The sequence below is a fragment of the Bradyrhizobium sp. P5_C12 genome, assembly GCF_054049735.1.
In genome coordinates, this window is the sequence record NZ_JBFULU010000001.1 from 99,061 (window position 1) to 124,488 (window position 25,428).

At 65.4% G+C, this 25,428-nt stretch carries 26 protein-coding genes; 18 read left to right on the plus strand and 8 right to left on the minus strand.

Going from position 1 to position 25,428, the window contains the following annotated elements:
- Positions 1-20 precede the first annotated feature (20 nt).
- The 5 genes from ACXJMY_RS00480 (at position 21) to ACXJMY_RS00500 (ending at position 6,740) form a co-directional block, all read left to right on the plus strand.
- Positions 21-1,892: an AMP-binding protein gene (locus ACXJMY_RS00480; RefSeq protein ID WP_456617353.1), complete on the plus strand. Its 1,872-nt coding sequence runs from the start codon at positions 21-23 to the stop codon at positions 1,890-1,892.
- A 129-nt stretch (positions 1,893-2,021) separates the two neighbouring features.
- Positions 2,022-3,149, plus strand: coding sequence for an acyl-CoA dehydrogenase family protein (locus tag ACXJMY_RS00485; RefSeq protein WP_456617354.1), 1,128 nt, complete (start codon positions 2,022-2,024; stop codon positions 3,147-3,149).
- Between the two features lie 121 nt (positions 3,150-3,270).
- Positions 3,271-4,518, plus strand: a complete 1,248-nt coding sequence (locus ACXJMY_RS00490) for an acyl-CoA dehydrogenase (RefSeq protein WP_456617355.1) — start codon at positions 3,271-3,273, stop codon at positions 4,516-4,518.
- A gap of 137 nt (positions 4,519-4,655) precedes the next feature.
- Positions 4,656-5,900: an acyl-CoA dehydrogenase gene (locus ACXJMY_RS00495; protein ID WP_456617356.1), complete on the plus strand. Its 1,245-nt coding sequence runs from the start codon at positions 4,656-4,658 to the stop codon at positions 5,898-5,900.
- Positions 5,901-6,041: 141 nt separating this feature from the next.
- Positions 6,042-6,740, plus strand: a complete 699-nt coding sequence (locus ACXJMY_RS00500) for a nitroreductase (protein WP_456617357.1) — start codon at positions 6,042-6,044, stop codon at positions 6,738-6,740.
- 118 nt (positions 6,741-6,858) lie between these two features.
- Here ACXJMY_RS00500 and ACXJMY_RS00505 read toward each other — a convergent pair whose 3' ends face one another.
- Both ACXJMY_RS00505 and ACXJMY_RS00510 read right to left on the minus strand, forming a co-directional pair.
- Complete coding sequence (locus tag ACXJMY_RS00505; RefSeq protein ID WP_128954138.1) at positions 6,859-7,407, minus strand: sigma-70 family RNA polymerase sigma factor; 549 nt, start codon at positions 7,405-7,407, stop codon at positions 6,859-6,861.
- The gene (locus ACXJMY_RS00510) at positions 7,407-7,640 is read right to left on the minus strand and encodes a NepR family anti-sigma factor (RefSeq protein ID WP_456617358.1); all 234 of its coding nucleotides are present in this window, start codon (positions 7,638-7,640) and stop codon (positions 7,407-7,409) included. The genes ACXJMY_RS00505 and ACXJMY_RS00510 overlap by 1 nt, the downstream gene beginning before the upstream one ends.
- Before the next feature lie 222 nt (positions 7,641-7,862).
- Here ACXJMY_RS00510 and ACXJMY_RS00515 point away from each other — a divergent pair, with 222 nt between their 5' ends.
- The gene (locus tag ACXJMY_RS00515; protein WP_456617359.1) at positions 7,863-8,669 is read left to right on the plus strand and encodes a response regulator; all 807 of its coding nucleotides are present in this window, start codon (positions 7,863-7,865) and stop codon (positions 8,667-8,669) included.
- Between the two features lie 76 nt (positions 8,670-8,745).
- Here ACXJMY_RS00515 and ACXJMY_RS00520 read toward each other — a convergent pair whose 3' ends face one another.
- A complete protein-coding gene (locus ACXJMY_RS00520; protein WP_456617560.1) occupies positions 8,746-9,600 on the minus strand; it encodes an energy transducer TonB family protein in 855 nt (284 codons plus the stop codon).
- Between the two features lie 178 nt (positions 9,601-9,778).
- Between ACXJMY_RS00520 and ACXJMY_RS00525 the strand changes: the two genes are divergently transcribed.
- The 5 genes from ACXJMY_RS00525 to ACXJMY_RS00545 all read left to right on the plus strand — a co-directional run bounded on the left by ACXJMY_RS00525 (position 9,779) and on the right by ACXJMY_RS00545 (position 13,890).
- Positions 9,779-10,378 (plus strand): nuclear transport factor 2 family protein, encoded by a 600-nt coding sequence (locus ACXJMY_RS00525; protein WP_456617360.1) that lies wholly within the window; start codon positions 9,779-9,781, stop codon positions 10,376-10,378.
- 266 nt (positions 10,379-10,644) lie between these two features.
- Positions 10,645-11,067 carry a hypothetical protein gene (locus ACXJMY_RS00530; RefSeq protein ID WP_456617361.1) on the plus strand — a complete coding sequence of 141 codons (423 nt, stop codon included), beginning with the start codon at positions 10,645-10,647 and terminating at the stop codon, positions 11,065-11,067.
- A gap of 138 nt (positions 11,068-11,205) precedes the next feature.
- A complete protein-coding gene (gene htpG, locus ACXJMY_RS00535; protein ID WP_456617362.1) occupies positions 11,206-13,083 on the plus strand; it encodes a molecular chaperone HtpG in 1,878 nt (625 codons plus the stop codon).
- A 221-nt stretch (positions 13,084-13,304) separates the two neighbouring features.
- Positions 13,305-13,589 (plus strand): DUF3551 domain-containing protein, encoded by a 285-nt coding sequence (locus ACXJMY_RS00540; RefSeq protein WP_456617363.1) that lies wholly within the window; start codon positions 13,305-13,307, stop codon positions 13,587-13,589.
- 31 nt (positions 13,590-13,620) lie between these two features.
- Positions 13,621-13,890 carry a DUF3551 domain-containing protein gene (locus ACXJMY_RS00545; RefSeq protein ID WP_456617364.1) on the plus strand — a complete coding sequence of 90 codons (270 nt, stop codon included), beginning with the start codon at positions 13,621-13,623 and terminating at the stop codon, positions 13,888-13,890.
- Positions 13,891-13,899: 9 nt separating this feature from the next.
- On the opposite strand, the gene ACXJMY_RS00550 is transcribed toward ACXJMY_RS00545, so the two are convergent.
- Positions 13,900-15,078 carry an FAD-dependent oxidoreductase gene (locus ACXJMY_RS00550; protein ID WP_456617365.1) on the minus strand — a complete coding sequence of 393 codons (1,179 nt, stop codon included), beginning with the start codon at positions 15,076-15,078 and terminating at the stop codon, positions 13,900-13,902.
- A 90-nt stretch (positions 15,079-15,168) separates the two neighbouring features.
- Between ACXJMY_RS00550 and ACXJMY_RS00555 the strand changes: the two genes are divergently transcribed.
- Positions 15,169-15,654, plus strand: a complete 486-nt coding sequence (locus ACXJMY_RS00555; RefSeq protein ID WP_456617561.1) for a MarR family winged helix-turn-helix transcriptional regulator — start codon at positions 15,169-15,171, stop codon at positions 15,652-15,654.
- Positions 15,655-15,681: 27 nt separating this feature from the next.
- Here ACXJMY_RS00555 and ACXJMY_RS00560 read toward each other — a convergent pair whose 3' ends face one another.
- Positions 15,682-16,662, minus strand: coding sequence for a Bug family tripartite tricarboxylate transporter substrate binding protein (locus ACXJMY_RS00560; protein WP_456617366.1), 981 nt, complete (start codon positions 16,660-16,662; stop codon positions 15,682-15,684).
- Positions 16,663-16,998: 336 nt separating this feature from the next.
- Between ACXJMY_RS00560 and ACXJMY_RS00565 the strand changes: the two genes are divergently transcribed.
- From ACXJMY_RS00565 to ACXJMY_RS00585, 5 genes are all read left to right on the plus strand, one after another.
- A complete protein-coding gene (locus tag ACXJMY_RS00565; RefSeq protein WP_456617367.1) occupies positions 16,999-18,813 on the plus strand; it encodes a long-chain-acyl-CoA synthetase in 1,815 nt (604 codons plus the stop codon).
- A 196-nt stretch (positions 18,814-19,009) separates the two neighbouring features.
- A complete protein-coding gene (locus tag ACXJMY_RS00570) occupies positions 19,010-19,255 on the plus strand; it encodes an acyl carrier protein (protein ID WP_027552082.1) in 246 nt (81 codons plus the stop codon).
- Entirely contained in the window at positions 19,242-20,624 is a 1,383-nt protein-coding gene (locus ACXJMY_RS00575; RefSeq protein ID WP_456617368.1) for a class I adenylate-forming enzyme family protein, read from the plus strand. Before ACXJMY_RS00570 ends, ACXJMY_RS00575 begins: the two co-directional genes overlap by 14 nt.
- On the plus strand, positions 20,617-21,339 hold the full coding sequence (locus ACXJMY_RS00580) for an SDR family NAD(P)-dependent oxidoreductase (protein ID WP_456617369.1): 723 nt from the start codon (positions 20,617-20,619) through the stop codon (positions 21,337-21,339). The genes ACXJMY_RS00575 and ACXJMY_RS00580 overlap by 8 nt, the downstream gene beginning before the upstream one ends.
- Before the next feature lie 126 nt (positions 21,340-21,465).
- Positions 21,466-21,675, plus strand: a complete 210-nt coding sequence (locus ACXJMY_RS00585) for a hypothetical protein (RefSeq protein ID WP_456617370.1) — start codon at positions 21,466-21,468, stop codon at positions 21,673-21,675.
- 10 nt (positions 21,676-21,685) lie between these two features.
- Here ACXJMY_RS00585 and ACXJMY_RS00590 read toward each other — a convergent pair whose 3' ends face one another.
- A complete protein-coding gene (locus ACXJMY_RS00590) occupies positions 21,686-22,075 on the minus strand; it encodes a hypothetical protein (RefSeq protein WP_456617562.1) in 390 nt (129 codons plus the stop codon).
- A gap of 223 nt (positions 22,076-22,298) precedes the next feature.
- Here ACXJMY_RS00590 and ACXJMY_RS00595 point away from each other — a divergent pair, with 223 nt between their 5' ends.
- Positions 22,299-23,447, plus strand: coding sequence for a DUF3095 domain-containing protein (locus ACXJMY_RS00595; RefSeq protein WP_456617371.1), 1,149 nt, complete (start codon positions 22,299-22,301; stop codon positions 23,445-23,447).
- On the opposite strand, the gene ACXJMY_RS00600 is transcribed toward ACXJMY_RS00595, so the two are convergent.
- On the minus strand, positions 23,444-23,884 hold the full coding sequence (locus ACXJMY_RS00600; protein ID WP_456617372.1) for a DUF2147 domain-containing protein: 441 nt from the start codon (positions 23,882-23,884) through the stop codon (positions 23,444-23,446). The two genes, ACXJMY_RS00595 and ACXJMY_RS00600, sit on opposite strands and share 4 nt — an antisense overlap.
- 93 nt (positions 23,885-23,977) lie before the next feature.
- A complete protein-coding gene (locus tag ACXJMY_RS00605; protein WP_456617373.1) occupies positions 23,978-25,363 on the minus strand; it encodes an MATE family efflux transporter in 1,386 nt (461 codons plus the stop codon).
- Between the last annotated feature and the right edge of the window lie 65 nt (positions 25,364-25,428).

A 25,428-nucleotide genomic window follows, 5' to 3' on the forward strand; every position in this document is an offset into this window, starting at 1 on the left:
GAAATTCCGGGAGGCGCAAAATGAGTGGGAGTGCGGCGGTGGCGATGACRAAACCCGCCTTTCGCAAGGTCGAGTGGCTGGCGCGCGACATCGATGTCGAGCGCCGCGACGACGGCACGGTCGTGCTGAAGTCACGCATTCCCTTGCAAGTTTACGAGAAGCACATCCCGGCCTCGCTCGCCAAATGGGCGAAGCAGGCGCCGGCGCGCATCTGGCTGGCGCAGCGCGGTGGTCCGAACCGCGAGTGGCGAAAAGTCTCCTATGGCGAAGCCAAGCGCACCGTGGATGCGCTGACGCAAGGCCTGCTCAATCTCGGTCTTGATGGCCGCCCGGTCGCAATCCTCTCCGGCAATTCGATCGAGCATGCCTTGATGACGCAGGCGGCGATGCAGGCGCGGCTGCCGGCCGCGCCGGTGTCGCCGGCCTACTCCCTGATGAGCCACGATCACGTCAAGCTGAAATATCTGTTCGACCTGATCAAGCCGGCCGTCGTGATGGTGCAGGACGGGCCCACGTTCGAGAAGGCGCTTAGGGCGATCGACCTCGCCGGCGTCACCGTCGTTCATGTCGTGCGCCCTTGCGAGGGCATCAAGAGCGTCAGCTTCGCTGAGCTTGCGGCGACGCCAGTGACAAACGGCGTCGAAGCATCGATCGCGAAGATCACACCCGACACGGTCGGCAAGCTGCTGTTCACCTCCGGCTCGACCGGCATGCCCAAGGCCGTCATCAACACGCATGCGATGATGTGTGCCAATGCGGCGATGATGATGCAGGTGCGGCCACGCGATCCGCAAGGCCCGATCTCGACCATGCTCGACTGGATGCCCTGGAATCACACCATGGGCGGCAACGCGGCGTTCCATCCCATCCTGGTCGACGGCGGCACGCTCTATATCGACGATGGCCGGCCGATGCCGGGCCAGTTCGAGGAGACGCTGCGCAATCTTCGCGAGATCTCGCCGACCTATTACGCCAATGTGCCGGCCGGCTACGCTGCTTTGGCAGCAGCGATGGAGAAGGATGACGCGCTCTGCCGTTCGTTCTTCAAGAACCTTTCGATCATGGCCTATGGCGGCGCGCGGTTGCCCGACGATCTCTACGACCGCATGCAGGCCCTCGCCGTGAAGACCACCGGCGAGCGCATCGTGTTCTACACCGGCTGGGGCTCGACCGAGACCGCGCCGACCTCGACCGGCACCTATTGGGAAACCGAGCGCGTCGGCCTGATCGGCCTGCCGTTCCCCGGCGTCGAATTGAAGATGGTGCCGTGCGGCTCGAAATACGAGCTGCGCCTGCGCGGCGTCAATGTCACGCCCGGCTATTTCGGCCAGCCTGATCTCACCAGGAAGATGTTCGACGAGGAGGGTTATTACTGCATCGGCGATGCCGGCATCTTCGTCGACGACAGCGATCCGGTGCAGGGCATTATCTTCGCGGGGCGCGTCGTCGAGGACTTCAAGCTCACCACCGGCACCTTCGTCCATGTCGGCTCGCTCCGCACTGACACGATCGCCGCCGCAACGCCCGTCGTGCACGACGCGCTGGTCGCCGGGCAGGACCGTCCTTTTATCGGCCTGCTCGCCTGGCCCAATTTGCATGCCTGCCGCCAGCTCGTCGGCAATCCCGACCTGAGTTTCGGGGATGCGGTGAAGCATCCCGAGGTGATCGCCTGCTTCAGGCGCGGGCTGGAGGCTCATAACAAGGAGTGCGAAGGCGCGAGCAGCCGCATCATCGCCCGCGCCATGCTGATGGCCGAGCCACCCTCGATCGACGGCAACGAGCTCACCGACAAGGGCTACATCAACCAGCGCGCCGGCCTGGAGCGACGAGCCGCGCTGGTGGAGCGGCTCTATGCGGATCAGCTGGATGAAGACGTGATCGTGCTGCGATGAGTCCGAGTGAATTCGTCATTCCGGGGCGCGCGTAGCGCGAACCCGGAATCCAGAGGTTACGTAGATGAGATTCCGGGTTCGGCGCTCCGCGCCGCCCCGGAATGACAGCAAGTGAAAGGGCTGCCCGCCATGAACTTCGATTTCTCTGACGACCAGAAACAGCTCCGCGATCAGGCGCGCAAGTTCCTCGCCGAAAAATGCTCCCCGAAGGCAGTACGCGTCGTGCTCGACGGCAAGGCGCCATATGACAAGGAACTCTGGAAGGGCCTTGCCGAGATGGGCTTTCTCGGCGTCGCGATTCCCGAGGAGTTCGGCGGCGCTGGTGCCGGCCATCTCGAGCTCTGCGTGATCGCCGAGGAAATGGGGCGGGCGAATGCGCCGGTGCCGTTCTCGTCGACCGTCTATCTCGCGGCCGAAGCGATCCTGATCGCCGGCAGCGACGCGCAGAAGAAGAAATGGCTGCCGGCGATCGCCTCGGGTGATGCGATCGGCACGCTGGCGCTGTTCGAGGGCAAGGGCAATCCGTCGCCGAAGAACATCAAGCTCGCTGCGGCTGGCGGCGTGCTCAATGGCGTCAAGAAGCCGGTCGCCGATGGTGCGATCGCCGATTTCGCGGTGGTGGCTGCGCGCACCGGATCGGGCGGGCGCGAGAGCGAGATCTCGCTGTTCCTGGTCGATCTCAAGGCCGGCGGCGTCGAAGTAAGGAGCCTGACCAATCTCGATCCGACCCGCGGCCAGGCGGAGATCACCTTCAACGACTGCAAGGCCGAGCCGCTGGGCGCCGCCGGCGAGGGCTGGAGCATTCTCACCCAGGTGCTCGACCGCGCCGCGGTGCTGTGCGCATTCGAGCAGGTCGGCGGTGCCGACCGGGCATTGGAGATGGGCCGCGATTACGCGCTCGACCGCATCGCCTTCGGCCGCCAGATCGGCTCGTTCCAGGCGGTCAAGCACATCCTCGCGGACATGTACGTCTCGGCGACGCTGGCGCGCTCCAACAGCTATTACGGCGCCTGGGCGCTGTCGACCAACGCGGCCGAATTGCCGGAAGCGGCTGCGGCTGCGCGCATCAGCGCGACGCAGGCGTTCCAGCATTGCGCCAAGAACAACATCCAGGTTCACGGCGGCATGGGTTTCACCTGGGAGTTCGACTGCCACATGTACTACCGCCGCGCCAATGCGATGGCGCTCGGGCTCGGCAGCCTGTCCTATTGGGAAGACCAGTTGATCGACCGCATGCGGAAGAAGAACGCGGCGTGATGATGTCGTCATTCCGGGGCGCCGCGACGCGGCGAACCCGGAATCCAGAGATGAGCGAATTACATCGAGATTCCGGGTTCACGCTGCGCGCGCCCCGGAATGACGGATAAAGAGAGACGTCATGAACTTCGACGACACCCCGCAGGAAGCCGAATTCCGCGCTACCGCCCGCGCCTGGATCGCGGCGAACGCGCCGAAGCAATATGAGGATGAGCTGCGCAAATCCTCGCTCGGCCGCACGCAGCTCAAGAACGCCAACATCCTGGAAGTCGCAAAGGCCTGGCAGAAGAAGAAGGCCGATGCCGGCTGGGCCTGCCTGCACTGGCCCAAGGAGTATGGCGGCCGCGGCGCCTCGCCGATCGAGCGCGTGATCTGGCAGCAGGAGGAGGGCCCGTTCGGCAAGCTCTCCGGCATGTTCATCATCGGCCACGGAATGTGCGGGCCGACCATGATGGCGTTCGCGCGCGAGGAGCATAAACGCACCTATCTGCCGCCGCTCGCCTCCGGCGAAAAGGTCTGGTGCCAGCTGTTCTCCGAGCCTGCCGGCGGCTCCGACGTCGCGGGCCTGCGCACGCGCGCCGAGAAGGACGGCGACGACTGGGTCATCAACGGCCAGAAGATCTGGACGTCGGGCGCGCACTACTCGGACTACGGCATCCTCTTGACCCGCACCGATCCGACCGTGCCCAAGCACAAGGGCCTCACCATGTTCTTCCTGGACATGAAGAGCCCCGGCGTCGAGGTGCGGCCGATCAAGCAGGCGAGCGGCGCCTCCGACTTCAACGAGGTCTACTTCACCAACGTTCGCATTCCCGATCACCAGCGCCTCGGCGAGGTCAATGACGGCTGGAACGTCTCGCTGACCACGCTGATGAACGAGCGCATGTCGATCGGCGCGGGCGTCTCGACCGGCTTCCCGGAGCTGTTCGACTATTGCTCCAGCCTGGTGCTGGACGATGGTCCGGCGATCGAGGACCGCGCGGTGCGCTCGAAGCTCGCGAACTGGGCGGTAAAGGCGAGTGGCTTGCGCTACACCAGCATGCGCGCGATCTCGGCGCTGTCGAAGGGCGAGCGGCCGGGACCGGAAAATTCCATCGGCAAGCTGGTGGCGGGCTCGATGATCCAGGACGTCGCGACCTATGCGCTGGATCTGCAGGGCGCCGCCGGCGTGGTCAGCGGGCCGGAGGATGCCGAGGTCGCCGGGCGTTTCCAGGCGATGCTGTTGCGGGCGCCCGGCACCCGTGTCGAAGGCGGCACTGACGAGATCATGCGCAACATCATCGCGGAACGCGTGCTGGGCCTGCCCGGCGACATCCGTGTCGACAAGGACGTGCCGTTCAACAAGATCCCGACCAAGGGAAGAAACTGATCGTGTCCCGGACGCGATGCAGCGCGCCGCGCTGCTTCGCAGAGCCGGGACCCAGAAAGCCACAATGGGCCCCGGCTCTGCAGCGCACCGCTTAGGCGCTGCGCTGCGTCCGGGGCACGAGAGAGGAGAGTTCGAAAATGAATTTCGACGACACGCCGCAGGAAGCCGCCTTTCGCGAGACCGCGCGCAAATGGGTCGACGCCAACGCGCCGAAAGAGCTCCATGCGGAGCTGTCAAAGTCCTCGCTCGGCCGGATCCGGCTCGCTCACCACGACATCGTCGATGTCGGCAAGGCCTGGCAGAAGAAGAAGTTCGAAGGCAACTGGGCCTGCCTGCACTGGCCGAAGGAGTATGGCGGCCGCGGTGCGACGCCGATCGAGCGCGTGATCTGGCAGCAGGAGGAGGGCGTCTACGGCAAGCTGACGCAGCCGTTCCAGATCGGCGAGGGCATGTGCGGCCCGACCGTGATGGCCTGGGGCAGCGAGGACGCCAAGCGGCGCCATCTGCCGAAGCTCGCCTCGGGCGAGGAGATCTGGTGCCAGCTGTTCTCCGAACCGTCCGCCGGCTCCGACGTCGCGGGCTTGCGCACGCGCGCGGAGAAGAAGGGCGATAATTGGGTCGTCAACGGCCAGAAGATCTGGACCTCGGGCGCGCATTATTCCGACTTCGGCCTCCTGATCGCGCGCACCGATCCGAATGTGCCCAAGCACAAGGGCCTCACCATGTTCTTCCTGGACATGAAGAGCCCGGGCGTCGAGGTCCGCCCGATCAAGCAGGCCAACGGCATGCAGGAGTTCAACGAGGTCTATTTTACCGACGTCGTGATCCCGGACAGCCAGCGCCTCGGTGCGGTCGGCGCGGGCTGGAGCGTCTCGCTGACCACGCTGATGAACGAGCGGATGTCGATCGGCTCGCGGCTCGCGACCGGCGTGCCCGAGATGTTCGAGTTCTGCTCCAATTTGATGCTGGAGGACGGGCTTGCCATCGACGATCCCGCCGTGCGCTCCAAGCTCGCGAGCTGGGCGGTGAAGTCGAGCGGGCTGAAATACACCAGCTACCGCGCGATCTCGGCGCTGTCCAAGGGCGAGCAGCCGGGTCCGGAAAACTCCATCGGCAAGCTGGTGTCGGGCATGATGCTCCAGGACATCGCGACCTACGCCATGGACCTCCAGGGCGCGGCCGGCGTTCTCACCGGCAGCGATGAGGAGACCGTGCACGGCCAGTTCCAGCAGATGCTGCTGTCCTCGCCCTCGATGCGGATCGCCGGCGGCACCGACGAGATTTTGCGCAACATCATCGCCGAGCGCGTGCTCCGCCTGCCGGGCGACATTCGCGTCGACAAGGACGTGCCGTATAACAAGATCCCGACCAAGGGGCGTTGAGCCCTTGCGTCTCCGCATCTTGTAGGGTGGGCAAAGCGAAGCGTGCCCACCATATGCAGATGCTCCGGGGCGCGTCTGTTGGTGGGCACGGCGCTACGGCGCCTTTGCCCACCCTACGAAGAGAACAATGCGAGCTGATCCATGGATGCTAAAGTCAACCAGAATAACCGCATCGGCGTGCTCGAGGAGCTCCTCAACGAGCGTTACTCCGTGCGCGCTTTCCTGCCGAAAGCGGTCGACCGCGCCACCATCGAGCAGGTGCTGAAGACCGCGCAACGCACCGCGTCCTGGTGCAACAGCCAGCCGTGGCAGGTCGTCATCGCCAGCGGGGAGGCCAAGGAACGCTTCCGCAAGGCGATCTATGCCGAGGCCTCGGGCGGTCTCGGCGACGATTACGATTTCACGCCGCCGCGCGAATATGTCGGCGCCTATCTCGAGCGCCGGCGTGAAAGCGGCTTCCAGCTCTACAACACGCTTGGCATCGCCCGCGGCGACAAAATGGCGTATGCGAAACAAGCGCTGGAGAATTACAATTTCTTCGGCGCGCCGCATGTGGCGATCATCCACACCGACGAGCCGCTCGGCATCTACGGTGCGATCGATTGCGGCGCCTATGTCTCCAATTTCATGCTGGCCGCCCAGGCCCTCGGGCTCGGCACGATTCCGCAGGCCGCGCTGGCGCGCCACTCCGGCCTGATCCGCCGCCACTTCAATCTGCCCGACGATCGCCGCGTCGTCTGCGGCATCTCGTTCGGCTATGCCGACAACGCCCACAAGGTCAACAGCTACCGCACCTCGCGCGCGAGCGTCGCTGATACCGTGACGTTCGTGGAGGAATGACCTGGCGTGGACGAATAACCTGCGGTTCACGGCGCAACGGGTTTCCCAGCCACGCACGAAGAGACGGCCGCGTGAACGGCCGCCTCTTGACTTGACGAGATCCGTTTGACGGCGGCCGCTATCCGCCGCTGCCGCCGATCACGGCGCGCACGGTCTCGTCCGGCCCGAAATCTTCGGCGCCATCGACATAGAGCAGTGCTGCGAGCTTCGAGCGGGCGCGGTTGACGCGGCTTTTGATGGTGCCGACCGCGCAGCCGCAGATCGAGGCCGCGTCCTCATAGGAGAAGCCGGAGGCACCGACCAGGATCAGCGCCTCGCGCTGGTCCTGCGGAAGCTTTTCGAGCGCGGTGCGAAACTCTTCGAACTCGAGATGCGCATTCTGCGAGGGCTGCGTCTTCAGCGTCTTGGCGTAGTTGCCTTCCGCATCCTCGACCTCCCGCCGCCGCTTGCGATAGTCGGAGCGGAACAGGTTGCGCAGAATCGTGAACAGCCACGCCGGCAGGTTCGAGCCGGGCTGGAACGAGTCGATGTTGGCGAGCGCGCGCAGCAGCGTCTCCTGGACCAGATCGTCAGCGCGGTCCGCATTGCCGCTGAGAGAGATGGCGAACGCGCGCAGGCTCGGCACGGCCGCCAGGATGTCGTCGCGCAGGGAATTCGTGAGAGGCATTAATCCCTCCCATTGTTGTTGTCGTTAGAGCCCCCGTCAGTTTCCACTTGGGGTACGCCTCCCGGCGCATCAAGCTTCTTGATCAGTTCCGCAAACCGGTCAGGAACCCCCTGCCGTACGACGTCGTCGTACATGGCGCGGAGTTGGTGCCCGATCCGGGATTGGATCTCCGGAGTGAGCCCTCCCTTGCCGGGGGTCGTGCTTTTGCTGGCTTGAGACTTGAGATCTTTCATGACCTGTTCCACGTTTCCCCGAGTTAAGTGACTGTAGTATCGAGAAGTTTTCTCAACCGGGAGCCGTTCCCTGGATAGGCACAATTCCAGGTTCGAACAAAAGTTCCGCCTCATACGGAACTTTTCTTGTCCTGAGGCGTAGTCAGCCCCAGCAGGGGAACCCGGGCCTCCCCCTGTTATGCCTGGTTCTGAAGGATTGGCCCGATGAGGAATGGAGTGGGGATGTCCCGTTCACAGCTTGTTGCTGAGCACTTGCCGTTGTTGCGCCGGTATGCACGTGCCCTGACGGGCAGCCAGCCCTCCGGCGACGCCTATGTCGCAGCCATGTTGGAAGCCATGCTGGGGGACCCGTCGGTGCTCGACGAGAGCCATGGGCCGCGCGCCGGCCTGTTCCGGCTGTTCACCCAGATCTGGAATTCGGTCTCGGTCAATGACGACGCCGAGGTCGCGACCTTGCCGATGCCGCCCGAGCGGCGGCTGTCGAACATCACCCCGCTGCCGCGGCAGGCCTTCCTGCTGCTGTCGCTCGAGGGCTTTTCGGAAGAGGAAGTCGGTTACATCCTCGGTACCGACGTCGCCGAGACGCGGCGGCTGGCGGATGCCGCGGGCCGCGAGATGGCGGCCGAGATCGCCACCGACGTGCTGATCATCGAGGACGAGACCTTCATCGCCATGGACCTCGAGAGCCTGGTGAAGAATCTCGGCCATAATGTCGTCGGTGTCGCGCGCACCCATGCCGACGCGGTGGCGCTTGCCAAGAACAGGCGGCCCGGCCTGATCCTCGCCGACATCCAGCTCGCCGACGGATCGTCGGGCTTGGACGCCGTCAACGAATTGCTGCGGACCTTCGAGGTGCCGGTGGTGTTCATCACCGCCTATCCGGAGCGCTTCCTCACCGGTGAGCGCCCCGAGCCGGCGTTCCTGATCTCGAAACCGTTCCAGCCGGCGATGGTGTCGGCGGTGGCGAGCCAGGCGCTGTTCTTCCAGCGCAACTCCCGCAACCGCGCGCCGAAGGCGCCGGCGGCCTGATAAGGCTTGCATCGAACATGAAGACGGCGCGTCGCAAGGCGCGCCGTCTTTGCATGTGGCGGGATGTCGCTTTGCTTCAACAGCCGCGGCAGATGCCGCGAAGTATGGAATTCAGCTTGGTATCGTCTGGCCTCGGGGACTTCGCATTCAGCTTGGCCTGGTCCTCGATCCAGGATTGGAGCAATTTTTCTCGTTCCGGCGACGGGGCCAAGCTTTGTTGCGTCCCGTCGAAAGTTATGAGGACGGTCATTCTCTGAAGATCGTCCTTCGCCTCGGCGGGCGGTTTCGGGAACGGCACGGATCGCTCGACCATGGCGAGCGTCGCGGCATCCAGCGGCGCGAAGCCGGTGCTTTCCACCAAAGCGTTTGAGATCAATTTGCCCGAACGATCGACCACGAATGTGACACCGGCATCGCCTTTCTGCCCTATCGCCCCCGGAGGGAACACCCTGTGGCGCCAGACATGTTCGGTGACCGCCTTGCGCCAGGCGGCCATGGGATCAGACGCCGTGGGGGCGGGATCCGCTCCGCTCAGCACGACCCGAAAGGAGGGCACCTGAAATTGACGACCGCTGAAGACAATCGGCACGGTGAAAGAGAACGAGTTGTCCTTCAGCTCCGAAGGCGGCGCCGGAAACGGTTCGGCGCGGGCGATGATCGCCAGCGCAGCATCGTCGAGCGGCCGCGAGCCGGCGCTTTCAGCCACCGCCCGCGAGATCAACCTGCCGGACCGGTCGATGATGAATGCGACTTTGGCTTGGCCGGTTTGCCCCCATGCTTCAACTGGGAAAAACCTGTTGCTGTTAATGTGCGCCGCCACCCCCGCCTTCCAGGCTTTGACGCTGTCGCTCTGCGGTTCAGTCTGGGCATAAGAGGGAAAGGCCGCGAGCAATCCGAGGAGGGCGGCAAGCAAAGGGAATTTCATCTGCATCGATGCCAATACTAATCGCCATCAGGTTGATTGCAAGGCTCGCTGCTCGTATGGCGTTCGCGCAGGTGTGGGCAATTCGAAGGGCTGGAAGGCCCGCTTGACGGCGGCCAAATTGCCCCGTTGATATTTCGGAGCGATGACAATCATCGCAGCCTCAAGCCGCCGGGAGAGACGTACCATGGACCAGCAACTCCTCGATCGTCTCGCCATCCGCGACCTCGTCGAGAACTGGGCGGTGTGGCGCGATGCCGGTGACTGGGAGCGCTTTGCTACCGTCTGGCACGAAGAGGGCTGGATGTCCGCCACCTGGTTTCAGGGGCCGGCGCGGGATTTCATGCGCGTCAGCCAGGAGGGGTTTGCCAAGGGGGTGCGTATCCTGCATTTCCTCGGCGGCACCAGCATTGATCTTTCAGGCGAGCGGGCCATCGCCCAGACCAAGATGACGATCTCGCAGCGCGCCCCCGTGCACGACGTGCTCTGCGACGTCGTCTGCACCGGGCGCTTCTACGATTTCCTGGAGAAGCGGCAGGGCACATGGGGCATCGTCCGCCGCCAGCCGATCTACGAGAAGGACCGGATCGATCCGGTCGACCCCGCCGCGACGCTTCAACTCGATCAGAAGGCGCTGGCCGCGCTGCCCGAAGGCTACCGCCACCTCGCCTACATGCAGGAGCTGATCGGCTACAAGGTCAAGCGCGACATGCCGGGGCTTACCGGCGCCGAGGTCGAGAAGCTCTATGGCGAGGGGCGGAACTGGCTCGCGGGGAAAGCGAAGTAGACGCCAGACAGAAGTGAACCCCAGACAAAAGTAAGGCGCGACTGGCATCACCACAGTCGCGCCCTACGTCGCCGGCTTATGGGGCAGGGGGGAATAGCCGGCTGTTGAGACGACTCCCGGGCGCGGAAGTCGTTCCCGGCGGTTGCGATTTTTTTTGGTGGGTTCGCGACTTTTTGCACACGGTTAAGTGATCTTAACTGTTGAGAACTCCCGGTCCTCCCCCTGCGTTGTTCCCACGATCGCCATGGGGCGAGGGACCGACAGCCATGTCACAGATTTTCAAGGCATTTTTGAGCGCTATTGCAATCGCCGCGACGCTTGGCGCCGCGCAACTGGCCTTCGGCCATGATCTGGCCGACCGCTGGCAGGGGGTCGCCGACAAGCCCGGCCAGGCCGAGAAGCCCACTCATGCCGTCAACCGTTCCGGCAAGGCCGACCGGCTCTCCGATCTCAAGCAGGCGGCGGTTCCCACCCGCACCGTGTCGATGCGGCTGAACGACCTGGCCGAAACGTCGGTCCTGTTGCGGGTCCCCGCCGTCATCGAGACCGGCAATGCCAAGCCGGCGACGATGCTCCAGAATCAGAACCAGAAGCAGGGGCGCAACAAGCCGACCATCGCCTGCGAGCCGATGGTCAGCTCCCTGACCGAGGTCGCCAAGCTGCTCCAGCCCGGCCGCTGCGTGACCTGATCCGCGATCGGCCTCCGCGATCGGCCCCGGGGCCATTCGCCCTCCCGCCGGGAGGGCGATCCTTCACGTCCACTTGATCCCCTATCCCTTCGCGTTATATCCCGGGTTTCTTCCCCTTCGTTTTGACCGGGTAAACGCATGACGACGTCAGACACGGCTGCGCATACGCAGCCCTTCCAGGCCGAGGTTTCCGAGCTCCTGCACCTGATGGTGCACTCCGTCTATTCGGAGACCGATATCTTTCTGCGCGAGCTCGTCTCCAACGCCTCGGATGCCTGCGACAAACTGCGCTACGAGGCGATCGAAAGTCCGGCGCTGCTGGGTGAGGGCGACGCGCCCAAGATCCGCATCATCCCGAGCAAGACGGCCGGCACGCTCACGGTCGCCGACAATGGCATCGGCATGGAGCGGCAGGAGCTGATCGACCATCTCGGCACCATCGCCCGCTCCGGCACCAAGGCGTTCGTGTCGAAGCTGAAGGAGGCCAAGGATGGCCTCGGCCTGATTGGCCAGTTCGGCGTTGGCTTCTACTCCGCCTTCATGGTCGCCGAGAAGATCGTCGTGGTCAGCCGCCGCGCCGGCGAGAGCGACGTCTGGACCTGGACCTCCTCGGGCGGCTCGGGCTTCGAGATCGCCCGCGCCAGCGACGAGGATGCCGCGCGCGTGCAGCGCGGCACCGAGATCGTCCTGCACCTGAAGGACGACGCCAGGAAATATCTCGAGACCTACGAGATCGAGCGGGTCGTCGGCGCCTATTCCGACAACATCCTGTTCCCGATCGAGCTCGTGCCGGATGAGGGCGAGCCGCGCCAGATCAACTCGGCGAGCGCGCTGTGGCAGCGCTCGAAATCCGAGCTTTCGGCGGAGGATTACAAGAAGGCCTATCAGCAGATCGCCTCCGCCTTCGACGATCCCGCGATGACGCTGCACTATCGCGCCGAGGGGCGTTACTCCTACGCCGTGCTGCTGTTCGCGCCGGCGACCAAGCCGTTCGACCTGTTCGAGCCGTCGCGCAAGGGCCGCGTCAAGCTCTACGTCCGTCGCGTCTTCATCACCGACGATGCCGATCTGCTGCCGGGATATCTGCGCTTCGTCCGCGGCGTCGTCGACAGCGAGGATCTCCCGCTCAACATCTCCCGCGAGATGCTCCAGAACAATCCGCAGCTCGCGCAGATCCGCAAGGCGGTGGCCACCCGCGTCGTCAACGAGCTCGAAAGCCTCGCCGAGAAGGACGCCGAGAATTTCGCAAAGATCTGGGACGCCTTCGGCGCGGTGCTGAAAGAAGGCATCTACGAGGATTTCGAGCGTCGCGAAAAGCTGCTGGCGCTGTCGCGCTTCACCACGACGTCGGGCGAGAGGCGCTCGCTCAAGGAGGTCATCGCCGATTTCAAGCCGAACCAGACCGAGATCTATTACCTCGTCGGTGACAGCATCGAGCGGCTGAAGTCCAATCCGCGGCTGGAAGCTGCGACCGCGCGCGGCATCGAGGTGCTGCTGCTGTCCGATCCCGTCGATGCCTTCTGGACCTCGATGCCATCGGACTTCGAGGGCAAGCCGCTGAAGTCGCTGAGCCAGGGCGATCTCAACCTCGACCTGATCCCGCGCGTCGACGCGGCCGATGACGCGAAGAAGGACGAGCCGGCCGTCGATGAAGCCGCCACCATCGCCGTGATCAAGGCCGCGCTCGGCGACCGCGTCAGCGACGTCAAGGCCTCGACGCGCCTGACCAGCTCCGCCTCCTGCCTCGTCGCCGACAGCCAGGGTCCGAGCCGCGAGCTCGAGCGCATCCTGGCGCAGCAGAACCGCGGCACGCACACCAAGCCGATCCTGGAGATAAATCTGCGCCATGCGCTGGTCTCGGCGATCACCAAGGCGCAGGCCGGCTCCAGGGCGGTGGACGATCTCAGCATGCTGCTGCTCGAACAGGCGCAGATTCTGGATGGTGAGCTGCCGGAGGATCCGGCTGCGTTTGCCGCGCGGCTGAACCGGCTGGTGTTGCAGGGGCTCGGCGGTTAGCGCCATTGATCGCAGTCGTCGTGCCCGGGCTTGACGACGATATGCTGCGAGGCCGCTGGCGGAGGGTGACGGAGCGGACCGATCGCTTCCGTGCGGTGCATCACGCGCCGCACTCACCTTGCCGTCATCTGTCCCCCGGAACAGTCGCCTCCGGCGTGGTGTTATGCCATATGAGGCCGTCGGCATCAGGTCGCCGACGCCACCGATTCGAGGATGTTTCCATGCGTTTGCCGATCCTGACCCTCACCGCGATTGCCACGCTGTTCGTTGCGGCGGATGCCAGCGCCCAGACCTATGATCCGCGCTACCCGGTGTGCATGCACGTCTACATGCCGGGCGGCTTCGGCGGTGGCGGCGGCGACTATTTCGATTGCTCCTTCACCTCGCTGCCGCAGTGCCGCGCCACGGCTTCTGGCCGCTCGGCGAGCTGCGACCTCAATCCTTATTATGCCTTCGACGAACCGCCGCCGCCGCCGCGCCGGCGTCACAAGAAGGTGCAGCAGTAGCGCCGCGATGCGGCTTCCAGGGACGGTTTTCATGCGTCGCTCATTCGGCCTGATCGCGACCGTCGGTGCATTGCTCACCGCCGCACCGTCGCATGCGCAGACCTTCGATCCCCGCTATCCCGTCTGCATGCACGTCTATTCCGGCTCGAGCGGTGGCGGCGGGGAGTGGTATGACTGCTCCTTCACCTCGCTGCCGCAGTGCCGCGCCACGGCGGCGGGCCGCGCCGCGACCTGCGATCTCAATCCCTACTATCCCGTGAACGCACCGCCGCCGCGTTGGCGCCACAACAGAAGCGGCTAGCGCCGGACGTTATCGCTGCTCTCCAGTAACCGCGGCGCCAGCTGCCGCGCGGGCGGCGAGGTAGCCTTGCATGTGTTGCAACGACAGCTCCGGCCCGATGTGGGAGAGCTCGGTCGCGACCGCTTCTGCAGCGTGGGCGGCAGGAAGCGCCACGCGCGCGAACATCTCGCGCTCGTAGGTGCGGACCGCCACGCGCCAGTCGGCATGCTCGGCGAGATGCCGGCCGAGCTCCGCACCATCGAGCATCGCCATGTTGACGCCGTCGCCGCCGAACGGCGACATCACGTGCGCGGCGTCGCCGAGCAGCGTCAGTCCGGGACGGTTCGGCCAATGATGGCCGACCGGCAGCGCATAGATCGAGCGCGCCACCAGCATATCGTTGCTGGCGCGAATGAGATCGAGCAGTTTTGGCGACCAGCCTGCAAACTCGGCGATCAGCCGCGTGCGGACCGCTGCGGGCGAGGTGAAATCGAAGGTCCGCGCAGCCCAATCGCCCGGGACGCGAAAAATGGCGTAGCCGCGGAGATGAGCGTTGCCGTTGCGTATCACGATCAGGCCGCGGCCGTCGCCCTCTGCGCCGAGCTTGCCGCGGCCGACCAGCGCTGCAAGCGCCGGGTGGCGCGCGTCCGCATCGTCGATGCCGAATTCGATGAACGTGATGCCGGTATATTGCGGCTCATAATACGAGACCAGCGGGCGCACGCGCGACCAGGTGCCGTCAGCTCCGACCACGAGATCGAACGGGCCCTCGGTCGCGTTCTCGAACTGGAGCGTGAACGTGCCGTCGCTTTCGGGAAACACCTCGCGCAACGCGCGGTCCCAGCGGACGGCGCCGTCGGGCAGCGACGTAAGCAGGATCTCCCTGAGCGCGGTGCGGTCCACCTCGGGCCGGTCACCGTCGGTGGCATCGTCGTCGGCGAACAGCAGCGTACCGTGCTTGTCGCAGAGCCGGCTGCCCTGGTCCTCGTAGCGGGCAATGCGGCGGAATTCGGCCTCGAGCCCGGCGCGCTTCAGCGCGAGCTGGCCGTCATCGGCGTGCAGGTCGAGCGTGCCGCCCTGCGGGCGCTCCAGCGCATGCGTCTCCTTCTCGAAGACCGTCGCAGTGATCCCGGCGCAATGCAGGATGCGGGCGAGCGTCAGCCCGCCGGGACCGGCGCCGATGACGGCGATACGGGGACGCGAGACCATGGACAGACTCCTGACAACTGATATATAGGCTCCTATATATTAAACATAGGTACCTATGCAATGGCTGATTCGAAGCGGGAAGGTGCGACGATGGCGACCGACGAGCAGGCGCCGCTTGCTGACTTCGATCTGGAATTGTTCAGCACGCCGGCGCCGCTCATCAACATGGCATCGCGCGGATTGATGCGGCTTGCCGAGCGCCGCCTGAAGCCGTTCGGCGCCAGCGCCGGCCAGCTCCCGGTCCTTTATCTCTTGCGCGATGGTGGCGCAATGTCGCAGCGGGACCTGGCCCGGCTGGCGCGGATCGAGCAACCCTCGATGGCGCAGACGCTCGCCCGCATGGCGCGTGACGGCCTGATCCGCCGGGCGCCCGATCCCACGGACGGCCGCAGCAGCCTGGTCTCGCTGACGAAGAAGGCGCTGGCCAGGATGCCGGCGCTGCGCGCGGCGCTGCACGCCGGTCGGGCCGAACTGGTCGAGGGCTTTAGCGATGCCGAGGTCGCGACCTTGTGCGACCTCCTGAAACGTCTCAATCGCAATCTGGATCGCGGGATTAGCAGGGAGATCGCCGAATAGATGCTGCCGTGGCGAAGTTGTCCGCCGCTATTCCTTCTTGATCCCCGACAGCTGCACCACCTTGCGCCAGCGGTCGGTCTCCGCGGTCAGCATGCTGGCGAACTCGTCGGCATTGCCGTGCAGCGGGATAGCGCCGAGCTCGGCGATGCGCGCTTTGATCCCGGCATCGGAGAGGGCGGCGTCGATCTCGCGATTGAGGAGATCGACGATCTCGCGCGGCGTGTCATGCGGGGCGCCGACGCCGTAGAACGAACTGGTCTCGTAGCCGGGGAGGGTCGCGGCGATCGGCGGCACGTCCGGCAGAATCTCCGAGCGTTCGCGCGTGGTGACGCCGAGCGCACGCAGCTTGCCGGCGCGCACCAGCTCGAAGGACGAGGTGACGTTGTCGAACATGCCCTGGATCTGGCCGCTCATCACATCGGTCAGTCCCGGTGCCGAGCCGCGATAGGGCACGTGGGTGAACTGGACGCCGGCGAGCGACTTGAACAATTCGCCGGACAGATGCAGCGAGGTGCCGATGCCGGAGGAGGCGATCGACATCTTGCCGGGATTGGCCTTGGCGTAGGCGACGAAGTCGGCGACGGTCTTCACCGGCAGGTCGTTGTTGACGACCAGCACCAGCGGAATGCGCGCGACACCGGCGACCGGTGCGATGCCCTTGGCGAAATCATATGGCAGCGCCGGATCGAACGAGGCGTTGATCGCATTCGCCGTCGAGGTCAGCAGCAGCGTATAGCCATCCGGTGTGGACGTAATCACCGCCTGTGTACCGATATTGCTGCCGGCGCCGGGCTTGTTCTCGACCACAAAGGTCTGGCCGAGCCGGTCGGACAGCCGCTGGCAGATCAGCCGCGACAGCACGTCCGTGGCGCCGCCCGGCGGATAAGGCACCACCCATTTCACGCTGCGCGAGGGATAGGACGGGTTGCCGATCGCGAATGCGCGCGGCGCGGCCAGCGCGGCTGCGGCGCAGGCGGCGGTCTGAATGAAATGTCGCCTGGTGATCATGGTCGCCTCCAGTTCACCTCGCCCCGCTTGCGGGGAGAGGTCGGCGCGAAGCGCCGGGTGAGGGGGACTCTCCGCGAGTCGTCTGTCACCTACCTGGTGGAGAGTCCCCCTCACCCTGACCCTCTCCCGCAAGCGGGGCGAGGGGACACGCGCACAGCGTCCGAATGACTGGATTTGCTATCGCAAGAATCGTCCCACGCCGCACGCCGTTCCCGTCGGCTTGGTAAAGGATGACTGGAGTTAATCGTGAGCTAACCGAGTTTTACCTTGTCTCTTAACACCTGGGCAGGGCGCGCGGGTTTAAGCTGCCGGAACCAGCAAATACGTTCCGAAAGAATGAACGGCATGACCACCGGTGTCATCGAGTCCCCGAAAACCGCGCGCGCACCTTCGGCCTCAAAGATCTGGCTGAAGGCGATCGAGCTCACCGCGCGGATCGAGACGTTGCCGGGCCGGCTGTTCGCCGACGTCGTCGACGACTGGGCACGGCGCCAGCCCGATCGCGCCGCGCTGGTCACCGATGACACAAGCCTCGACTATCAGGGCCTGTCGCAGCGCATCAACCGCTATGCGCGATGGGCGCGCTCGGTCGGCGTGGCCAAGGGCGACACCGTCGGGCTGATCATGCCGAACGGCATCGATTACGTCGCCGCCTGGCTCGGCATCAGCCGCGTCGGCGGTGTTGTCGCGCTGATCAACATAAAGCTGGTGGGACAGTCGCTGGCCCATTGCATCGACGTCGCAAAGCCCTCGCACATCATCGTCGCGCACGACCTGGCGGAGACGCTGGAGAGTGCAAAACCGCATCTGAAGACCGACGCAAAAATCTGGACCCACGGCGATGCCCGCAGCGAGCGGGCCATCGACGTTGCGCTCGCGGCACTCGACGACGGCCCGCTCGCGCCGGATGAGCATGGCAACGTCACCATCGACGACCGTGCGCTCCTGATCTACACCTCCGGCACCACCGGCCTGCCAAAGGCCGCCAGCATCAGCCACCGCCGCATCCTCAACTGGGGTTTCTGGTTCGCCGGCCTCACGGGGGCCGCGCCGCAAGACCGGCTCTATGACTGCCTGCCGCTGTTCCACTCGGTCGGCGGCATCGTCGCGCCGTGCAGCATGCTCGCCGCCGGCGGCTCGGTGGTGATCGCGGAAAAATTCTCGGCGTCGAATTTCTGGCATGACGTCGCGCGGCATGATTGCACGCTGTTCCAGTATATCGGGGAACTCTGCCGCTATCTGCTGAAAGCGCCGCCGTCGGAATACGAGAACAGCCATCGCCTGCGGCTCGCCTGCGGCAATGGCCTGCGCGGCGACATCTGGCAGGATTTCCAGACGCGCTTCGCTATCCCCCGCATCCTCGAATTCTACGCCGCGACCGAAGGCAATTTCTCGCTGTTCAACGTCGAGGGCCAGCCGGGCGCGATCGGCCGGATTCCGCCGCTGCTCGCGCACCGTTTTCCGGCGAGCCTCGTCAAGCTCGATCCCGACAGCGGTGCGCCGCTGCGCGACGAAGACGGGCTCTGCTTCGCCTGCGCCCGCGGCGAGGCCGGCGAAGCCATCGGTCGCATCGGCACCGCAGACCAGGGCGGCGGCCGCTTCGAGGGCTATACCGATGCCGGCGAGACCGAGAAGAAGATTTTGCGCAACGTCTTCGCCAAGGGCGATTCCTGGTTCCGCACCGGCGATTTGATGCGGCTCGACGACAAGGGCTTCTTCCATTTCGTCGACCGGATCGGCGACACCTTCCGCTGGAAGGGCGAGAACGTCGCGACCTCGGAGGTCAACGACGCCGTGCGCGATTTCACCGGGGTGGTCGATGCCACCACCTACGGCGTCAGCGTTCCCGGCACCGACGGCCGCGCCGGCATGAGCGCGATCGTCGTGAACGAGGGTTTTGATATCGCGGCGCTGCCTGCGCATCTGGCGCAACGCCTGCCGGCCTATGCGCGGCCGCTCTTCATCCGCATCTCGCACGAGCTCGATGCGACCGAGACCTTCAAGCAGAAGAAGGGCGAGCTCGCGCGCGAGGGATTCGATCCGGTCGCGATCGGCGACCCGCTGTTCGTGGCGGAGCCGAAATCCGGCGACTATGTCGCACTGACTTCCGAGGCTTATGCCCAAATCGTCGACGGTGCGATCAGGTTCTAAACGGATAAAAGGGGGGAGGGAATGAGAGAGTAGTGCTCACCTCACAGTGAGCTCACGGCAAATCCGGAGATAGGTCCAATTTTATCTGAATTGTCCAAGAGGACATTTACTTCTGTCGGGTAAACAGACGGCCATGGGGAGGCGGTCATCAAGAGCCGCCGCAACACGAACGATCGATAACAGAAGCGAGCCAGCCATGTCGGTAAGGTTAAAGGTTATTGAAGCGATCAAGCAGATCGCCAAAGAGCAGCACGTCACGCTCCCCGAACTCTCGGACGATTTGTCGTTGCACGAGACGGGCTTCGACTCGCTCGCCTTCGCGATCCTGGTCGCGCGCCTGGAGGACGAGACCGGCGTCGATCCCTTCACCATTTCCGAGGACGCTGCGTTCCCCGCCACCGTGGGCGATTTCGTGCGGGCCTACGAAAATGTCCCCGCGTGAAATCTTCGCGCTTCGCGACCATCTCGGCGCGGAGCTGACGGGCCGCACGCTGTCCGATGCACACGATGTCGTGTCGCTGACGGACATCCTGTCGCACACGGTTCTGGGCGGCCGCCTGCGCGAGCTGTCCGGCCGGTCGGTGCTGTTGAAACTGTCCGACCAGCTCCGGTCGGGCCTTGCCATGATCGAGCTCGACGGCATCGCCCGCCGCATGCTGCTGTGCCCGCCGGATCTCAACCCGGCGCATCTGGACGCGCTGATCGCGGATGCCGGGATCGATGCCGTCATCACCGATGAGCCCGATCGCTGGGCCGAGACCGGCGTTCCGCTGGTCGTCACCGCACAATTGCCGCTGGTATCAACCGCTCCCGCCCAGACCGAGCGCGCCACCGAATGGCTGATGCTCACCTCGGGCACGTCCGGTGTGCCCAAGATCGCCGGGCATACGCTGGAAGCACTCACCGGCGCCATCGTGGCCGAAGGTCCCGCGCGCGTGCCGGCGCCGGTGTGGGCCACATTCTACGACATTCGCCGCTATGGCGGCTTGCAAATCTTCCTCCGCGCCGTGCTCTCCGGCGGTTCGATGGTGCTGTCGGATCCGCATGAGGCGCTCGCCGATCATGTCGCGCGGCTCAATGCGCGTGGTGTCTCCCACATTTCCGGTACGCCCTCGCATTGGCGCAAGCTGTTGATGAGCGGCTCGGCCGCGCAATTCAGGCCGGGTTACGTCCGTCTCTCCGGCGAGATCGCGGATCAAGCGGTGCTCGACGGCCTGAAGGTGGCGTTCCCGGATTCCTCGATCGGCCATGCCTATGCGTCGACCGAGGCGGGCGTTGGCTTCGCCGTCAATGACGGGCTGGAAGGCTTTCCGCAAAACTATCTCGGCAATCGCAACGGGGTCGAGATGAAGGTCGTCGATGGCTCGCTCCGCATCCGCTCCAACCGCACCGCGCATGCCTATATCGGCCGCGAGGCGTCCGCACTGGCCGACGACGACGGGTTCGTCGACAGCGGCGACATGGTCGAGCTGCGCGGCGACCGCTACTATTTCGTCGGCCGCCGTGGCGGCATCATCAATATCGGCGGGTTGAAGGTTCATCCCGAGGAGATCGAGGCGGTGATCAATCGTCATCCCGACGTAAGGATGTCGCGGGCGAAATCGCGGCGCAGCCCGATCACCGGCGGCATCGTGGTTGCCGACGTGATCCTCGCCGACGGCACCGATCCGGCGCGGGCGAAAGAGATCCGTGAGCAGATCGTCCATCAGTGCCGCGCGCAACTCGCCTCCCACAAGGTGCCGGCGGTGATCCGCTTCGTCGAGGCGCTCGACGTCACCCCGGCCGGCAAATTGGCGCGCACCGATGCATAATGTTCTCGTCACCGGCGGCAGCCGCGGCATCGGCCTTGCGATCGGCAGGCGCCTGGCTGGCGCCGGCTACAACGTGATCGCGGCGGCGCGGCGCGAGAGCGAGGAGCTCAAGGCGGCGATCGCCGAGTCCGAGGGCCGCCTGCATTTCCGCGCCTGCGATCTTGCCGTGATCGATGCGATCCCGGCATTCGCGAAGCTCGTCCGCGAGGAGTTCGGCGCGATCTATGGCCTCGTCAACAATGCCGGCCTCGGTACCGAAGGCCTGCTCGCCACCATGCACAATTCCCAGATCGAGGCGCTGGTCCAGCTCAACGTGCTGTCGCCGATCATCCTCACCAAATATGTCGCGCGCCAGATGATGGCGGACGGTGCGGGCCGCATCATCAACATCTCCTCCATCATCGCCACCACAGGCTACAATGGCCTCGCGGTCTACGGCGCGACCAAGGCCGCCGCCACCGGCTTCACCCGCTCGCTCGCGCGCGAGGTCGGCAAGCTCGGCATCACCGTGAATGCGATCGCGCCCGGCTTCATCGACACCGAGCTCACGCATAATCTCTCCGATGAAGGACGCAAGCGCATCGCCGGCCGCAGCGCGCTGCGGCGCCTGCCGGAGACGGACGACGTTGCGCGCATGGTGGAATATCTCCTGGGCGAGGGCGGCCGCAACGTAACCGGCACCGTGTTCACGATCGATGCGGGGAACACGGCGTAATCGGAACTCCGCCGCCACAATTGAGTTGATCCGGCTCAATGACATCAAGCCGGATTTGGTCGTAAGATGCCCCGCAATCGATTGGGTTACGTCAATCGATCTGCCCTAATCGACAGGGAGCAGTGCATGACCGCGTCGAACATGACCGCTTCACATCAGGGCCGGACCGAGCAATCCCGCGCGAAGCCGGACGACTCTCTTTGCCCGCCGATGACACATCAAAATTCCGGCGGTCACGGCCATGAAATGTATCCGCAGCAATTCGTACGGCTCGTGGGTTGCCACGATGTGCCGGCGCCCTCGCTGCGCAAGCGTCAGGACGAGAAGCTGCACTAGCGTGCATCGCTCACGTCTCGTGCTTCGGCAGATCAATCCGTTCGTGTGAAAATTCCGGCGGTCCCTCGGTGAGGCGACGAATGCGGCGCTCGCGTTCGTCCGGCGGCAACGCGGGATCGAGCAGGCTGTCGATCTCGTGCACCGCCAGCTCTTCGATCCTGGCCGCCTCCGACGCGGTGGTGTGCGCCGATGCTGCAGGCGCCGCGGGCGCGATCCTCAGGCCGAGCTCGACCAGCCTGCAGATCGCATCAGAGCGTGACAGATGGCGCGCTTCGGCCCAGGCATCGACGGCCGAGGTCAGTTGTTCCGGCATCTTCACCGCGCTGATCGGGTCGAGCCCCGTTCGCCGGCGCAGCGGAGGCGTCCGGTCCTTGTTGCCGAAGTCAGACACGGCGATGATCCCTCGCGACGACGCCAGATCGGGTGATCCTAGGCGCCCTTTGCGGCCGGCTGTTTGATGCCGATCAATGACGAACTGCGGCAATGCGGCGCGGCGTGACCTTGTTGTCCGCCTGAATTTCAGCCAATGATCGGGACTACGAGGGCCGCGCCCGCCGCGAACCCGGATCGATCCTGCCACGTATCTGCTTCGGACACGCTTCCCAACCATCCGGCATTCCCCGATGACATCAGGCGAATCCTTCTACGGCAGCATTCCCGTCTTCCGCGGCTTCACCAGCCTGATGGATCCCAAGCTGTATTCGCCGCTGCCTGACGATTGGACCATCGGCGTCGCCGACATCGTCGAGTCCACCAAGGCGATCGCGGCGCAGCGCTACAAGGCGGTCAATATGGCGGGAGCCGCGGTGATCGCGGCGGTGACGAATGCGCTAGAGGGGCGCGAATTCCCCTTCGTGTTCGGCGGCGACGGCGCGAGCTTTGCGGTCGCGCCCGGCGATCTCGTTTCCGCCCGCGACGCGCTGGCCGCGACCGCGACCTGGGTGCGGGAAGATCTCGATCTGAAGATGCGCGTCGCGCTGGTGCCGGTGAGTGCCATTCGCTCCCGGGGCCTCGACGTGCGCGTCGCGCGCTTCGGTCCGTCGGCGAACCTGTCCTATGCGATGTTCTCCGGCGGCGGGCTCGGCTGGGCCGATGCCGCGATGAAGCGCGGCGAGTTCGCAGTCACCGAGGCGCCCGCCGGCACGCAGCCCGATCTCTCCGGGCTGTCCTGCCGGTTCGAGGAGATTCCAGCCTCGCGCGGAACGATCCTGTCGGTGCTGGTGGTGCCGGCGCGCGGCGCCGAGGCGGAGGCGTTCCGGGAGGTGATCGAGGATGTCATCCATCTCGTCGAGCGCAGTCCGGATGCCGGCCGGCCCGTGCCGTCGCAGGGGCCGCCGCTGAAATGGCCGCCGCAGGGGCTGGACTATGAAGCTCGCACCAAGCGCGGTGGTTCGCTGCTCACGCGTCGCGCCAGCGTGCTGGCCTACACGCTGTTCGTCTATCTCATCATGCGCTTCGATCTCAAGGTCGGCGGCTTCGTGCCGAAGCTCTACACGCGGCAGGTGGTCGAGAATTCCGACTTCCGAAAATATGACGACAGCCTGCGCATGATCCTGGACTGCACGCCGGAGCTCGCGCGCGCGCTGAGCGATCGCCTTGCGGCGGCGGCGCGCGACGGCATCGTGCGCTACGGCCTCTACCAGCAGGACGCGGCGATGATGACATGCTTCACGCCCTCGGCGCTGCGCAGCGATCACGTGCACTTCATCGACGGCGCGCGGGGCGGTTACGCCTCGGCGGCGACGGCGTTGAAGGCGATGCTGGCGAGTTAGCGTCCGGCCCGCGTCCAGGTCTCGCCGCCGCAGAGCGCGCCGACGCAGCCTTCGACCCGCAGCGCGTCGGCGCCCGTGACGGTGACGCTGCTCGCATAGGTGCTGCCGTCGTCGGCATTGTAGATCTGGCCGGACCATTTGTTCGGGCCGGCGGGCTGCATGCCGCTGAACAGCGGCAATCCGAGCATCGGGCGCCTGGCCAGCGCGGGATTGGGGTTCTTGCTGTCGGTCGCGGGCTGGCCGGTCGCGGTGTCGTGGGGCTCGCGCAGCCAGACGATGACGCCACAGATGCCGCCGCCGCACTTGCTGATCTTCACCCGTGCATCGCCCGCCTGGGTCAGCCAGGTCCCGCTTGCGTCAGTGCTCTGCGCATGGGCGGCTGTCGCACCGAGGAGCGCAGCCAGGAGGAGAGGAAAAGCAGCGAATCTGAATGTCATGGAGACAGCCCCGAAATGGAGCGCCTCCATAGCAGCCCGTCAGGATAGTGCAACGTCCGATGGAATCACATTCCCGCGCTTATTTGCCTGCGCTCATTTGCCCCAGCGCACCAGGGCGACCGAGGCCGCGGTCAAGAGCCCGAACGCGACCATCGCGCCGCCGATCAGCGCGAACAGCGTCCAGGCCGGCGCCTGCGCCACGACGAGGCCAACGCCGCCGATCGCGACGATCAGAAGCCGCGCGGTGGAGGCGAGCACGGGGCCGCCGACGCGCGCCGCGCCTTGCGAGGAGAAATACAGCGACACGCCGATGCCGAAGAACACGAAGGCTGGGCCGGCCCAGTGGAAATAGCTGTGTGCGGCGGCGGTGACGCCGGGATCGCCAGTGAAGAGCGACACCCACAGCGACGGATCGAGTGCGACGACGAGGCCGATCAGGCCGACGGTGATCCCGGAGGCCGCAGCCGCGGTCCAGGCGACACGTCGCGCGCGCTTCAACTGTCCCGCGCCGATCGCCATGCCGACCATCGGCACCGAGGCGATGCCGAACGCGAAAGTGATCGGGATCAGCAAGAATTCCAGCCGCGAGCCGATGCCATAGCCGGCCAGCATCTCGGTGCCGAAGGTCGCCAGGATTTTTGTGAAGATCAGGATCGTGAGCACGGTCTGGAGCGGCGACAGGCAGGCGACCGCGCCGACCTTGAGAATGTCGAAGAACATCGCGCGCTCGAAATGAAACGCGCGGACATTCAGCGGCAGCCGGCTGCGGCCGGACAGCAGATACCAGAGGAAGAAGATCGCGGCGCAGCTGAAGGCGATCAACTGGCCGGCAGCGACCCCGCGCATGCCGAATTGCGGCACGCCGAACAGGCCGAGCCCCAGCGTGCCGCCGAGCGCGACCTGCACCAGGCTCGCCCCGATCAGCGTCATCGAGGGCAGGCGCATGTCGCCGGTGCCGCGGATCACCGAGGCCAGCGTGTTGACGAGCCAGATCGCGATCGCGCCGGAGAACAGCACCTGGGAATAGCCGGAGGCCTCCTCGAGCACGCGCTCGCGGCCGCCGAGCAGCGTGAAGAGCGAGCGGCCGAAAGCGAGCATCATCACCGTGAACAACAGTCCGCCGGAGAGGCCGATGATGCCGGCATGCAGCGCCAGCGTCGCCGCACGGTCGCGATGGCCCGCGCCGAGCGCGCGGCTGATCGCGGACGAGACCCCGCCGCCCATCGCGCCCGCACTCATCATCTGCGTCAGCATCGCGAACGGAAACACCAGCGCGATGGCGGCGAGCGGCACGGTGCCGAGCCGGGCGATATAGGAGGTCTCGGCGATCGCAACCAGCGTGCTGCCGACCATCGCGATCATGTTGGGGATCGCCAGCCGCAGCAGCGTCGGCAGGATCGGCGCCGTCAGCAGGCTGGCAATGGGAGAAGCGACCGGCGCGCGCGGCGGGACGGTGTCTATCGGGGCGTCGATCGTCATGTCCACCGGGCGGAATATCAGATGATGATCGACATATTACCGGGTGGTCTGCGCCCGCGCCAGCC

Excerpts from the sequence above, each read along its gene's own strand:
- ACXJMY_RS00485 (WP_456617354.1), top strand. The coding sequence starts at position 2,022 with ATGAACTTCGATTTCTCTGACGACCAGAAACAGCTCCGCGATCAGGCG.
- ACXJMY_RS00490 (WP_456617355.1), top strand. The coding sequence starts at position 3,271 with ATGAACTTCGACGACACCCCGCAGGAAGCCGAATTCCGCGCTACCGCC.
- ACXJMY_RS00495 (WP_456617356.1), top strand. The coding sequence starts at position 4,656 with ATGAATTTCGACGACACGCCGCAGGAAGCCGCCTTTCGCGAGACCGCG.
- ACXJMY_RS00500 (WP_456617357.1), top strand. The coding sequence starts at position 6,042 with ATGGATGCTAAAGTCAACCAGAATAACCGCATCGGCGTGCTCGAGGAG.
- ACXJMY_RS00505 (WP_128954138.1), bottom strand. The coding sequence starts at position 7,407 with ATGCCTCTCACGAATTCCCTGCGCGACGACATCCTGGCGGCCGTGCCG.
- ACXJMY_RS00510 (WP_456617358.1), bottom strand. The coding sequence starts at position 7,640 with ATGAAAGATCTCAAGTCTCAAGCCAGCAAAAGCACGACCCCCGGCAAG.
- ACXJMY_RS00515 (WP_456617359.1), top strand. The coding sequence starts at position 7,863 with ATGTCCCGTTCACAGCTTGTTGCTGAGCACTTGCCGTTGTTGCGCCGG.
- ACXJMY_RS00520 (WP_456617560.1), bottom strand. The coding sequence starts at position 9,600 with ATGCAGATGAAATTCCCTTTGCTTGCCGCCCTCCTCGGATTGCTCGCG.
- ACXJMY_RS00525 (WP_456617360.1), top strand. The coding sequence starts at position 9,779 with ATGGACCAGCAACTCCTCGATCGTCTCGCCATCCGCGACCTCGTCGAG.
- ACXJMY_RS00530 (WP_456617361.1), top strand. The coding sequence starts at position 10,645 with ATGTCACAGATTTTCAAGGCATTTTTGAGCGCTATTGCAATCGCCGCG.
- htpG (WP_456617362.1), top strand. The coding sequence starts at position 11,206 with ATGACGACGTCAGACACGGCTGCGCATACGCAGCCCTTCCAGGCCGAG.
- ACXJMY_RS00540 (WP_456617363.1), top strand. The coding sequence starts at position 13,305 with ATGCGTTTGCCGATCCTGACCCTCACCGCGATTGCCACGCTGTTCGTT.
- ACXJMY_RS00545 (WP_456617364.1), top strand. The coding sequence starts at position 13,621 with ATGCGTCGCTCATTCGGCCTGATCGCGACCGTCGGTGCATTGCTCACC.
- ACXJMY_RS00550 (WP_456617365.1), bottom strand. The coding sequence starts at position 15,078 with ATGGTCTCGCGTCCCCGTATCGCCGTCATCGGCGCCGGTCCCGGCGGG.
- ACXJMY_RS00555 (WP_456617561.1), top strand. The coding sequence starts at position 15,169 with ATGGCGACCGACGAGCAGGCGCCGCTTGCTGACTTCGATCTGGAATTG.
- ACXJMY_RS00560 (WP_456617366.1), bottom strand. The coding sequence starts at position 16,662 with ATGATCACCAGGCGACATTTCATTCAGACCGCCGCCTGCGCCGCAGCC.
- ACXJMY_RS00565 (WP_456617367.1), top strand. The coding sequence starts at position 16,999 with ATGAACGGCATGACCACCGGTGTCATCGAGTCCCCGAAAACCGCGCGC.
- ACXJMY_RS00570 (WP_027552082.1), top strand. The coding sequence starts at position 19,010 with ATGTCGGTAAGGTTAAAGGTTATTGAAGCGATCAAGCAGATCGCCAAA.
- ACXJMY_RS00575 (WP_456617368.1), top strand. The coding sequence starts at position 19,242 with ATGTCCCCGCGTGAAATCTTCGCGCTTCGCGACCATCTCGGCGCGGAG.
- ACXJMY_RS00580 (WP_456617369.1), top strand. The coding sequence starts at position 20,617 with ATGCATAATGTTCTCGTCACCGGCGGCAGCCGCGGCATCGGCCTTGCG.
- ACXJMY_RS00585 (WP_456617370.1), top strand. The coding sequence starts at position 21,466 with ATGACCGCGTCGAACATGACCGCTTCACATCAGGGCCGGACCGAGCAA.
- ACXJMY_RS00595 (WP_456617371.1), top strand. The coding sequence starts at position 22,299 with ATGACATCAGGCGAATCCTTCTACGGCAGCATTCCCGTCTTCCGCGGC.
- ACXJMY_RS00600 (WP_456617372.1), bottom strand. The coding sequence starts at position 23,884 with ATGACATTCAGATTCGCTGCTTTTCCTCTCCTCCTGGCTGCGCTCCTC.
- ACXJMY_RS00605 (WP_456617373.1), bottom strand. The coding sequence starts at position 25,363 with ATGACGATCGACGCCCCGATAGACACCGTCCCGCCGCGCGCGCCGGTC.